Annotated in this window: 8 protein-coding genes; 4 read left to right on the top strand and 4 right to left on the bottom strand. The window is 72.2% G+C overall.

Annotated elements, in window-relative coordinates; genetic code table 11:
- Window positions 1-27: 27 nt before the first annotated feature.
- The 4 genes from AB0E02_RS22505 (at window position 28) to AB0E02_RS22490 (ending at window position 4,933) form a co-directional block, all read left to right on the top strand.
- The gene (locus AB0E02_RS22505) at window positions 28-861 is read left to right on the top strand and encodes an undecaprenyl-diphosphate phosphatase (protein ID WP_362142000.1); all 834 of its coding nucleotides are present in this window, start codon (window positions 28-30) and stop codon (window positions 859-861) included.
- Between the two features lie 107 nt (window positions 862-968).
- Window positions 969-2,366, top strand: a complete 1,398-nt coding sequence (locus AB0E02_RS22500) for a PP2C family protein-serine/threonine phosphatase (RefSeq protein WP_362141998.1) — start codon at window positions 969-971, stop codon at window positions 2,364-2,366.
- A 273-nt stretch (window positions 2,367-2,639) separates the two neighbouring features.
- A complete protein-coding gene (locus AB0E02_RS22495; protein ID WP_362141996.1) occupies window positions 2,640-2,942 on the top strand; it encodes a hypothetical protein in 303 nt (100 codons plus the stop codon).
- 593 nt (window positions 2,943-3,535) lie between these two features.
- Window positions 3,536-4,933, top strand: coding sequence for a DUF5685 family protein (locus tag AB0E02_RS22490; RefSeq protein ID WP_362141994.1), 1,398 nt, complete (start codon window positions 3,536-3,538; stop codon window positions 4,931-4,933).
- A gap of 661 nt (window positions 4,934-5,594) precedes the next feature.
- Here AB0E02_RS22490 and AB0E02_RS22485 read toward each other — a convergent pair.
- The 4 genes from AB0E02_RS22485 to AB0E02_RS22470 form a co-directional block, all read right to left on the bottom strand.
- Window positions 5,595-6,434 carry a hypothetical protein gene (locus tag AB0E02_RS22485; RefSeq protein ID WP_362141993.1) on the bottom strand — a complete coding sequence of 280 codons (840 nt, stop codon included), beginning with the start codon at window positions 6,432-6,434 and terminating at the stop codon, window positions 5,595-5,597.
- Entirely contained in the window at window positions 6,434-7,708 is a 1,275-nt protein-coding gene (locus tag AB0E02_RS22480; RefSeq protein WP_362141991.1) for a VWA domain-containing protein, read from the bottom strand. The genes AB0E02_RS22485 and AB0E02_RS22480 overlap by 1 nt, the downstream gene beginning before the upstream one ends.
- 631 nt (window positions 7,709-8,339) lie before the next feature.
- The gene (locus AB0E02_RS22475) at window positions 8,340-9,518 is read right to left on the bottom strand and encodes an aminotransferase class I/II-fold pyridoxal phosphate-dependent enzyme (protein WP_362141989.1); all 1,179 of its coding nucleotides are present in this window, start codon (window positions 9,516-9,518) and stop codon (window positions 8,340-8,342) included.
- A 27-nt stretch (window positions 9,519-9,545) separates the two neighbouring features.
- Window positions 9,546-11,963, bottom strand: coding sequence for a GAF domain-containing SpoIIE family protein phosphatase (locus AB0E02_RS22470; RefSeq protein ID WP_362141987.1), 2,418 nt, complete (start codon window positions 11,961-11,963; stop codon window positions 9,546-9,548).
- Window positions 11,964-12,143 lie beyond the last annotated feature (180 nt).

Here is a 12,143-nt window from a genome sequence, read left to right as displayed (position 1 = left end):
GTCCACCCGTCCCGAGAAATGGATCCCATGAGCGCGATCAGCATCGGCCAAGCCGTCGTCCTCGGAGCCGTGGAGGGGGTGACGGAATTCCTCCCCGTCTCCTCCACCGGCCACCTCAAGATCACCGAGGGGCTGATGGGCATCCCCGTCGACGACAAGGCCGTCGTCGGCTTCTCCGCCGTCATTCAGGTCGGCGCGATCGCCGCCGCGCTCGTCTACTTCGGCAAGGACATCGTGCGCATCGTGGGTGCGTGGTTCCGCGGGCTGGCCAACAAGGAGGAGCGCTACCACCACGACTACAAGTTCGCCTGGTGGGTGATCTTCGCCACCCTCCCGATCGTCGTCGTCGGCCTGGCCGCCAAGCCCCTGATCGAGGGCCCGCTCGCCTCCCTGTGGGTGGTGGCCGGCTCACTGATCGTCGGCAGTGGTGTCATGTGGGCCGCCGACCAGATGGGCCGCCACAAGCGCGGGGAGGACGACACCTCCCTCAAGGACGCCATGTGGGTCGGCTGCTCGCAGATCCTCGCGCTGCTCTTCCCCGGCTTCTCCCGCTCGGGCGCGACCATGTCCACCGCGCTCATCCTCGACCTGGAGCGGGTCGCCGCCACCCGGCTGTCCTTCTTCCTCGGCATCCCGGCCCTCACCGGCGCGGGCATCTACGAGCTCAAGGACGCCATCGGCTCCGGCGCCGCGATCGCCCCGCTGGCCGTCGGCACCGTCGTCTCCTTCGTCGTCGCCTACGCCTCGATCGCCTGGCTGCTGAAGTTCGTCGCCAAGCACTCCTTCAACTCCTTCGTCGTCTACCGCATCCTCATCGGTGCCCTCCTCTTCGGCCTGCTGGGCATGGGCGTCCTCAACTGACCCCGCCGCGGCCGCCGCGCCGGACCGGGATCCGGTCCCGCTGGTGATATGGGTGCAACACCAGCAAACCCGTCCATAGCGGGCGCAGCGCCCTGGAGGTGGCCGTAATGAACCGGGACGGCTCGGACGACGCGGGCCGGGACGCCGAGGACACCCGCCTACGGGCCCGGCTACGGGCCATGGAGGAAGCCGCCGAGTGCATCGGCACCACCCTCGACGCCCGGACGACCTGCACCGAGCTGTCCCGTTTCCTGTGCCGGCACATCGGCGACGCCGCCGCGGTGGAACTCCTCCCCGAGGACGCCACCGCGGCCCGCCGGCCCGCCGAGGCCCCCGCGCTCCGCCGGGTGGCCTCGGCCGGCCTGGTCAAGGTGCTCGAAGCCCGTTTCCCCGGCGACGACTCGGGAGGCCCTGGAGGCCCTGGAGGCCCTGAAAGCCCCGCAAGCGCCACAAGCCCCGCAAGTTCGGAAAGCGCGGAAAGCGTGGAAAGCGCGGAAGGCTCGGAAGGCCCGAGGGACGGCTCCCCCCTCCTGCGGGCCCTGGCCGAGGACCGGCCCGTCACCGCCCGGGCCGTCCTCTCCGGTGGGATGTCCGCCCAGGCCCTCGCGGTGCCGCTGTCCGCCCAGGGCCGCCGCCACGGCGTACTGCTCGTCCTCCGCGCCGGCGGCAGCTTCAGCGCGGACGAGACCGCCACCGTCCTGCACGCGGCACGCCTGGCGGCCGCCCATCTCACCCACGCCCGCCGGCACTCCTCGGTGCAGCGCACCGCGATGGACCTCCAACGGGCGCTGCTGGCCGAGCCGGGCCGCCCGCACCCCAACCTCGAACTCGCCACCCGCTACCTCCCCTCCGGCAGCAGCGCGCTGGTCGGCGGCGACTGGTTCGAAACCGTCCGGCTGCACTACGGGCGCACCCTGCTCGTGATGGGCGACGTCATGGGCCACGGACTCGACGCCGCGGTCGACATGAACGCCTATCGCTCCAGCCTCCGCTACGTCGCCTCGACCGACCTGCCGCCCCACCGCGTCCTGCGCCAGCTCGACACCGCGGTGGCCGAGGACGAGTCCCGCCGCCCGGCGACCTGCCTGCTCGCCCGGGTGGACCCGGCCCGCAGCATCGCCGCGTTGGCCAGCGCCGGCCACCTCTCCCCGGTGGTCTTCGGCGGCGACGGCACCGCCGACCTCCTCCAGGTCCCCGTCGGCCCGCCCCTGGGCACCGGCACCGGCGGCTACGAACAGATCACCCGCACTCTCACCCCCGACGACACCCTGCTGATGTTCACCGACGGCCTGGTCGAACGCCGCGGCGAGGACATCGACACCTCGCTCTCCCGGCTCTCCCGCCTCCGCCTCCCCGCCGGAGCCGACGTCGAGCAGGTCCTCGACGAGGTCCTCGACCACCTCGACGGCCTGCACGCCGAGGACGACGTCGCCGTCCTCGCCGCCCGGATCCGCCGCCACGCGGAAGCCCCGGGCCGGGAGAAGCCTGCTGGGTCCGGATACTGACGAAGCGTCAGGGAGATTGTTTCGACGATTTCAGGACGGTTCCTCGGGATTTGCCAGACGGTTTGTCAGGACGGTTCTCCAGGAGTTGCCCGGCCGGTTCCCCGGGATTTGCCCGGACGTTTTGTCAGGAACGGTTTGCCCGCCTGGTTCCCCAGGAGCCGATCCGGCCGCCGGGCATGCGATAGCGGCTCAGTGTGAGACCCCGGCGACGGACCGCACCGCGGCATGGAGGAAGATGCCCAGGTGGCAAACCACATGGACCCGGGGGAAGTTGTGAGACCGAAGACCAGCAGCGGGAGCAGAAGTAGGAGCGAGACCCACAGCAAGAGCAAGAGCAATAGCAATAGCAATAGCAGGGGCGGGAGCAGGAGCACGGGGATAGCGCTCTCGGCGGCCGTACTGCCCTTCCTCGCCCTGGCGGTGCTTCTCGGGCGCACGGACACCGGCAGCGCCTCCGGGGTGCGCAACGAGGGCCCGGCCTATCCGGGGCCGCACCCCACCATGATCGGTTACCTGCACGAGGAAGAGGGCAAGGACGACTGGATGGTGCTGGTCCCCGCCCCGGACAAGCGGTGACCACGTTGTCCCGGCCCGCGCCGAACTGAGCTCGGTGAGCGCGGTGACCACGCCGTCTCAGCCCGCGCCGAACGGAGCCCGGCGAATACGTCCTCCCGGCCCGCGCCCAACGTAGCGCGATGAGCAGGGACGTCCCGGTCCGCGCCGAACTGAGCGCGGTGAGCGCGGTGACCACGCCGTCCCGGTCCGCGCCGAACGGCGTGCTACGACCAGGCCGTCACGTATCGCCCCGAACTGAGCCCGGCGCGCTGCCCGTTGGTGAGTGAACAGCCCGTCCCGGGGGACGGCGCGGGTCGCCTCCGATCGCCCGATGGTCACCCCCCCGGCCCCCCCGGACGTGACCGGCCGGTCCCATGGCGCCGGGCGACCGGCGGTCCGACCCGGTGGGGTCCCGGCCTGGCGCCCACCGGCGCCCTCGACGGCCTCGCGCACCGGGCGGCCCGGCTCGACTCCCTACCCGCCCGCCACACCACCTAGCGAAAGCAGTCCTTCCCAGGGGGTGTCCCCAGGTCAGCGGTCGGATCGGTACGATCTTCAGCCGTTGCCGCCGCGCGCCGCGCCGGCACCGTCCGACGTCTCACGGGGGATCGCACATGTTCGGAATCGTCAGGCCCTGCAGCCATCGCCTGTCCCAAGGGCTCAAGGCCGAATGGATGGCCCACCTCTGCGGTCTGTGCCTCGCGCTGCGCGGCGACCACGGGCAGTTCGCCCGGGTCGTCACCAACTACGACGGACTGATCGTCTCCGTCCTGACGGACGCCCAGGCCGGACGCACGGAGGCCGGCCGGCGCACCGCCGGCCCCTGTCCGCTCCGCGGCATGCGCACCGCCTCCGTGGCGCAGGGCGAGGGCGCACGGCTCGCCGCCTCGGTGTCCCTCGTGCTCGCCTCGGCGAAGATCCGCGACCACGTCGCCGACCGGAACGGTCTGCTGCGCCGCCGCCCGGTGGCCGCTGCCGCGCGCCGGGTCGCCGCCGGCTGGGACCGGGCCGGAGCCCGCACCGGCGCCACCCTCGGCTTCGACACCTCCGTCCTCGTCGACGCGGTCGACCGCCAACCGGCCATCGAGCAACTGGCCGGACCCGGCACGCCGTTGACGGTCATCACCGAACCGACCGAGACGGCGACCGCCGCCGCCTTCGCCCACACCGCCGTACTCGCCGGCCGGCCCGGAAACGCCGCGCCACTGGCCGAGGCCGGCCGGCTCTTCGGGCGGCTGGCGCACCTCCTCGACGCCGTGGAGGACCGGGCCACGGACGCCGCCGAGGGCGCCTGGAACCCGCTCACCGCGACCGGCGCGAGCACCGCCGACGCCCGCCGGCTCTGCGACGATGCCCTGCACGGCATCCGGCTCGCCCTGCGCGACGTGGAGTTCACCGACTCCGCCTTGGTGCATGTGCTGCTGGTGCACGAACTACGGCGATCGGTGGACCGCGCCTTCGGCACCGCGGCCTGCTCCCACCAGGGGCATGCCTCCCACCCCCATCAGGGCGGACCCGGCCAGCAGACTCCGTACGGTCAGCCGACTCCATACGGGCAGCCGACTCCATACGGCCAGCCGCCGCAGTACGGTCAGCCGCCGGCCGGGGGACCGTACGCCCAGGGGCCGTACCTGAACGCCCCGCAGAATCCCTACGGGCAGAATCCTCACGGCCACAATCCTTACGCGGGGGGATCGGTGCCGCCCGGTGGTCACGGCGGCGGCCACGGCGGAGGGCACGGTGGCGGCGGCAACGGCGGGAACGGTGGCAACGGCGGCGGCCTGCCGCACTTCCCGCACCAGCCGAAGAAGCCCCGGGGTTTCTTCGCGGGCTGCGCGGTGGCCATCGGGCTGTGCTGCACCTGCAAGGTGTGCTGCGCGGAGGAGTACGAGGGCGCCTGGTCGCGCAAGAAGCGCGAGGGATGCTGCCAGGACTGCGATTGCTGCGACAGCTGCGACCCCTGCAGCGGATGCGACTGCTGTGACTGCTGCAGCTGCTGCGACTGCGGCTGACGTGCCGGCGACGGGAGAGCCGACAGCCCAAGTGCCCCGTCACGAGGCTCACTTGCACGGCCGACGTGCAGGACTGGCGAGCATGACTGACTGCCTGACGGCATGAGCGACCGACGAGCATGAGCGACCGACGAGCATGAGCGATCGAAGAGCATGAGTGACCGACGGCATGAGTGACCGACGTGCACGTCTGAAGGCCATGCATGACTGCAGGCTGTGCATGGCTGATGGCCGTGAATGACTGACCGCCGTATCTGACCGACGTGGCCGACTGGCGAAGTCAGCGACGAGCTCAGCGAGGCGGCTCAGCGACGAGCCCAGCGACGCGACTCAGCGACGAGCTCAGCGACGCGGCTCAGTGCTGAAGCTCAGCGACGCGGCCCAGCGACGAGCCCAGCGACGCGACTCAGCGACGAGCCCAGCGACGCGACTCAGCGACGAGCTCAGCGACGCGGCTCAGTGCTGAAGCTCAGCGACGGCTCAGCGACGCGGCCCAGCGACGAGCTCAGCGACGCGACTCAGGCGAAGCCCAGCAACGCGGCTCAGCGACGAGCTCACGAAGCTTAGCGACGAGCTCAATGACGAAGCTCAGCGACGAGGCTCAATGACGAGCGGGGCGGTCACGGCGCGATGCCGTGACCGCCCCGCCGTGCGGCTCGGGTCAGGCGCCCGGCGGCACCCGTGACGGGCGGCCGGAGCCGCGGGTGACGGAATAGCCGGCGATGCCCCCGAGGGCCGCGAGCAGCCCGCCGGCCGCGGTCCACAGCCAGCGGTCCGACCACCAGCCGGAGGACCAGCCGCCGTCCGGCTCCGCCATGGCCGCCGGCCGCGGCGACGGCGACGACGTTGCCCCGTCGGACTGCGGCGTGGCCGTACCGGCGCCCGGCACCAGGGGAGCGGCGAGCGTGCCGTCCACGGCCTGGGCGCCGCCCTGGTCGGCCGTGCCCGCCTCGACCTTGGCATGGACCGGCAGTCCCAGGTCCTCTTGCGGAAGGTCGATGACCGTCAGGCGCACGTAATAGCTGCCGGGCAGCGGATCGTTGGCCCACGGCTCCGCCCAGGCGCGCACCGTCCGCAACGTGCAGGTCAGCTCGACGGAACCGGCACCCTGGGCCGCGGCCTTGGTCGGAGCGCCGTATTTGCACGGCTGCCGCCGGCGCAGTCCGTCGTAGACGTCCAGTTGCCAGGTGGCCGCACCGTGCCGGGCGGCGGCCGGCAGCGTCACCGTCGCGGTGACCGTGGCGCGCTGTCCCGCGTCGACCGGCAGCACCCAGTAGAGGTAGTCACCGGTGGACGCATCGGCCGTCGCGGGCTGCCCCGGCTTGATGGCGGTCGCCGTACGGAACGAGGTCCCGGCCTCGGTCGGCGCCGCCTCCGTGCTCGCGCTCGGACTCGGCGTCGCGGTGTCGGCGACGGCGGGCCCCGCCGCACCGAGAGCCACACCGAGGAGACCCACCCCGGCCAGCGCGGCGGTCATCAGCATTCTGCGTACGGTGCGCATCAGTTGGTCCTCCAGACGGAGACGCGCCAACGGGAGATCCAGCCCCAGACCAGACCGGCCACCAGTCCGGTGAGGGCCAGGGTGACCAGCAGCCACCAGCCGTGGCCGAGCCCGAGGAACGCCGCGTCGGAGGCGTCGCTCGGACCGTCCACCACGTCGATGGCCAGCTCGACCGGCATACCGGGCTCGGTCTTGACCGAAGGCGGCGCCGAGAAGGAGTTGCTGACCTGGAGGCAGACCGTCTTCGCCGGCGGTTCGTCCGCGCCGTCCGGGGCATCGGCCGGCGGCTCGGGATAGCGCAGACCGGACGAGATCACATCCGTCCGCCCGTCCCCCGCCTCCGCGCCGCGCACCAGCTCCCGCCCGTGCTCGGTCGAGGCCCGCAGGAGCACGCCGTAGTCGTTGTTGACGGCACGGTCGGCGGCGACACTCACCGAGGCCCGCAGCTCCTGGCCGGGCCGGACGTCGACCTGGTACCAGCGGTGCTCGGCGAACTTCTCGCGGTCGCTGTAGAGCCCCGGCTTCAGCTTCGGCGCGCCGGCGCAGCTCTGCGCGCCCTGGGTGGCCACCGGCGTGACGACCGGATCGGCCGTCCGCTCCACCAACTGGTGCACGCGGTCGCGCAGTTGCTTGGTGTGCTGCACCGAGGTGTACGTCCCGCCGGTCGCCTCCGCGATACAGCTCAGCTGCTTACGGGTCTTGGCGTCCGGCAGCAGACCGAGCGTGTCGACGGTGAGGTGGATGCCCTGCGCGGCGATGTCCCGGGCCACCTGGCACGGGTCGAGCGGGGCGCAGGTGTCCTCGCCGTCGGTGATCAGCACGATCCGCCGGGACCCGTCGCCGCCCTTGAGGTCGTGCGCCGCACCCAGCAGGGCGGGGCCGATGGGCGTCCAGCCGGTCGGGCTGAGCGTCGCCACCGCGGTCTTCGCCTCGGTGCGGTCGAGCGGCCCCACGGGGTAGAGCTGACGGGTGTCCTTGCAGCCGGTCTTGCGGTCCTCGCCGCGGTAGTCGGCGCCGAGCGTCCGTATGCCGAGCTGGACGCCGTCCGGTACGGCGTCCAGCACCTCGTTGAACGCCTGCTTCGCGGCGGACATCCGGCTCTGACCGTCGATGTCGCGGGCCCGCATCGAGCCGCTGACATCGAGGGTCAGCTCCACCTTGGGAGCGGTCTTCGCATCCGGTTCCCCGGCGCTGGCGGGTGTGGGAAGGAGGGCGACGGCCATCGCGGCCAACAGCCCGCACACCCCGGCCGCCAGCCGTTTTCTTGTGATCATCGCTGGATCGTATGGAGAAATCCGCCCCACACCAAAACGACCGCGGGGGCCGACTGCAGGGGGAGTTGGCGCCCGGAGGAACGGGATGGCCACCCGCCGCCGGAAGCCGCTCGGGGCCCGGCCGAGGCCCCACCCACTGGGAGCCCGCTGCCCGTTCGGCGCGGCGCATCGACCCGTTGCACCATGCCGATCCTCACGCCATGCCGACCCTTGAGCCATTCCGACCTTGCGCCTTGCGGACCCCTCGCGCCGAGCCGATCCCTCGTGCCATGCCGATCATTGCTCGTGCGAGCCCCTCAGGCCGAGCCGACCCTTGCGCCGTGCCGACCCTCGCGCCGTGCGGACCCCTTGCGCCTTGCGGACCCCTCAGGCCATGCCGACCCTCGCGCCATGTCGACCCCTTGCGCCGTGCGGACCCCTCAGGTCATGCCGCCCCTTGCGCCGTGCGGACCCCTCAGGTCATGCCCACCCTCGCGCCGTGCGGACCCCTCGCGCCATGCGGACCCTTCAAGTCATGCCGCCCCTCGCGCCCTGCCGATCCCTCGCGCCAAGCCGATCCCTTGCGGCTCTGCCGGCCCCTCACGCCATGCTGAATTCACCCAGCGCGTCAGCCCTCGCTTCGTGCGCCGATTCAGTCCAGCGCTTCGGCCATCCGCCCGACCGCCTCGGTGAGTACCTCGGGGGAGGTCGCCAGATTGAGCCGCACATGGCCGGCCCCGCCGGTGCCGAAGTCCGGGCCGGCGCTGAGGGCGACCCTGCCGCGCTCCAGGAAGAACGCGGCGGGATTATCGCCGAGGCCGAGCGGACGGCAGTCGAGCCAGGCGAGGAAGGTGCCCGCGGCCGGACGGTACCGGACCGCCGGCAGCCGCTCGGCCAGCAACCGGGTGAGCAGTTGGCGGTTTTCGTCGAGCCCGGCGCGCAGCGCGTCGAGCCAGCCGCCGCCGTCCCGCAGCGCAGCCGTGTGCGCGAGGATGCCGACGTGGCTCGGGCCGTGGCTGACCTCCTCCGGCATCCGCGCCAGATCCCGTGCGGCCTCGGAGCCGGCGACGGCCAGCGCTGCCTTGAGCCCCGCGAGGTTCCACGCCTTGGACGCCGACATGAGCGAGAAGCCGCCCTCCGCGCCCGGCACGCTCAGGTACGGGACGAAGGCGGCGTCCAGCGCCACCACCGGTGCGTGGATCTCATCCGCGACGACCCGCACGCCGTACTCGTCCGCCAGCGCTGCCACCGCCGCCAGCTCCTCCGCGCTGTGCACCGTGCCGGTGGGATTGTGCGGGCTGCACAGCAGGTACGCGCCACTGCCACGACCCGCAACGGCATCCCGGAACGCCGCTTCCAGCGCATCGAAGTCGATCCGCTCACCGGCACCCAGCGGGGCCTCCACGACCCGCCGGTCCATATGCGTGAGGAACTGGTAGAACGGCGGATACACCGGGCAGTTGACGACCACCGGGTCGCCCGGCCGGGTGACCAGCTTCAGCACCTCGACGATGCCCAGCATCACATCGGGCACGATCGCCGTGCGCTCCACGGCGAGGTCGTGCCAGCCCCACCGCTCGCGGGCGAACCCGGCCAGCGCCCGGGCGTACGCCGTCCCGGCCGGATAGCCGGTGTCGCCGAGCGCGACCGCGTCCGCGATCGCCCGGGCCACCGGTGCGGCCAGCGGTACGTCCATCTCGGCCACCCACAACGGCAGCACATCGGCGGGATACGTACGCCACTTCATGCTCGTCCGCCGCCGCAGCGTGTCGAGGGAGAGCGCACGCAACGGGTTCGCGTCGGCGGGGACGTCGGACGGCCTGGTCTCCATGAGGCAACGATAGGCGCGTCGGCGCGTTCAGGAGGCGGTGAGGACCAGCGCGGCCTGGTCGTCGTCGGTGGCATCGCCGGCGAAGGCCGTCACCGCCGCGGTGACGGACTCCAGCAGCGCGGCGGCGGTGGGAGCCGGACCGCACACCGCTACCAGCGCATCGGCCAGGCGCTGTTCCTCGAAGAACTCGCCGTCGGTGTCACGGGCCTCGGTGATGCCGTCGGTGACCAGCACCAGGCTGTCGCCCGGGGACAAGGTTATTCGGTACGGGGAATCGTCGACGCCGGGCGCGATACCCAGCAACTGCCCCGGCTGGGCGAGTTGTTCCACCGTGCCGTCGGCTCGGCGTATGAGGGGCGGCACATGACCGGCGCGCATCATGTCCAGGACGAGCCGTCCACCCTCGCGCCGCAGTTCGCCGTATATCAGCGATACGAAGGTGTCCTCGCTGGTGCCCTCGATGAGTGCGTCGTTGATGGCCGCGACGACGGCCGCCGGGTCGTGCAGAAGGCGCGCGGCGGCCCGCGCCGTGTGGCGGACCATGCCGGTCGTGGTGGCCGCCGCCGCACCGCGCCCGCAGACATCGCCGATCATCAGCGCCCAGCGGTCGTCGGGCAGCGGGAAGACGTCGTAGAAGTCACCACCGACATCGAGCCCTTCGCCGGCGGGGTGGTACGACGCCGCCAGCTCGGCGCCCGGCACGGTGGGTAGTTCGGGTGGCAGCAGACCGGCCTGCAGCTCACGGGCCAACCGGACCCGGTTGGTGAACTGGTGGGCGTTGTCGGCACTCGATGCGGCCCGCCGCGCCAGCTCCTCGGCCAGCGCGATCACATGCCCGTCCAGCTCCCGGACGGTTGCCAGCAGGGTCAGCACCCCGAACGTACGGCCACGGGTCGCCAACGGGACACATACATAGCCGGTGACGGTCGACAGCCCGGGAGGTGTGCCGGGGCGGAAGCTGCCGTCGAGGCCGGAGCTACTGTCGGGCCGGGCCCGGCTGGCGGTGCCGTCGGGGCCGGTGCGGTTGCCGGGGCCGCCGAGGCTGGTGTGGTTGCCGGCACTGGTACGCCCGCCGCAACCGGAACCGCCGTCGTGCCCATGACCGCCGTCGTGGCCATGACTGGCTTCGTGGCCGTGACTGCCGTCGGGGCCGGCGACACGACTCTCGGAACCGACGACACGGCTCTCGGGGCCGGTGGCACGGATTCGGCCCGTCTCGGTGGCGCCGGAGGCCAGCACCCGGGCGACCGCGTCGTCGATCTCGTCGCTCAGCCCGGGGGCGGACAGCAGGCTCTCGCCGGCCAGGCCGTCCGAGGCCACCGCGATCCGATGGGTGTGGCCGTCCTCCATGACGTGCACGGTGCACAGCGGTGCCAGCGAGGGCACGGTCAGCAGGGCCAGACACTGCAGGCAGTCGAAATAGTGCGGCTCACGTGTGATGGCGGTGCTGGCGTCCAGCACGAACGCCAGGTCCTCCCGGGCCTCCTTCTCCCGCTCCTGGGCGGCCTGGCCGGCCTCCAGCGCGCGGCGACGCTCGATCGCCAGGGCCGCGATCCGGGCGAACGCCCCACTCAGTGCCACGTCCTTGTCGTCCGGCGCCTTCGGGGTCCGGTGGTACATCGCAAAGGTGCCCAGCAGCTGCCCGTCCACCCCCATGATCGGCGTGGACCAGCAGGCCGCCACCCCGGCCCGTTGCGCCAGCTCCTGATAGCCGTCCCACCGCGGGTCGGTGGCGATGTCCGTGACGATCACCGGAGCACGCAGATACGCGGCGGTGCCGCAGGAACCCACGTCCGGGCCGATGGCGACCCCATCGATCGCCTCGTTGTAGAAGGCGGGCAGGCTGGGCCCGGCGCCGTGCCGCAGATGTGCCCCGTCGGGGTCGGCGAGCAGCACCGAGACGATCAGGTCGGGGGAGAACTCCTCGATCGCCCGGGCCATCCCGGTCAGGATCTCGCCGAGCGGTGCGTCGCGTGCGATCTGCTCCAGAAGCACCCGCTGCTCGGCGGCAAGGATCTGCGTGTGGTGATAGGCGGTGATGTCCACCGCGATCACGACCACGCCGTCGACCACGCCGTCCGCGTCCCGCCGCGGCTCGTAGGTGAAGTCGAAATACCCCTCCCGCTCCGCTCCCGGCGCGCCGAGCACCAGCCGAGCACCGCGGGCCCGGTAGGCGGTGCCGGTCCGGTACACCTCATCGAGCCGGTTCAGTACGCCCTGCGGGCCGAGCTCCGGCAGCAGCTCACCGATCGGTACCCCGGTCTGCCCCCGGTCGTCGCCGACCGCCTCCAGGAACGCCGGATTCGCCGCCTCGAGCCGGTGCAGCGGCCCGCTCAGCGCAGCGAAGATCACCGGAGCCTGGTCGAAGAGATCCTCGTACTCCGTGCTCCGCCTGTGCAAGGACCTGATCCGTTCGGTGACCGATCCGAGCCGATCCGTGGACATGGGAGGCTGCCCTCTCCTGCGTTCGCCGACCGCGCCGTCGCGCCCTCTCTTCACTGTGACATATCGGGCATATGCCCATCGGCTTCGATCGCCGATTCGGCTCCGCTGCCCGGCGTCGTCCGGTGGGTCCACCTGCTGGAATCCCCCGGCGGCACGCCGGGCGCCGCCACGTCGCGAGCC

The sequence above is a fragment of the Streptomyces sp. NPDC048196 genome (assembly GCF_040652715.1).
Classification (GTDB): Bacteria; Actinomycetota; Actinomycetes; order Streptomycetales; family Streptomycetaceae; genus Streptomyces; species Streptomyces siderophoricus.
Note: the sequence above shows the minus strand (reverse complement) of the source record. Positions and strands in the feature narration are given on the sequence as shown.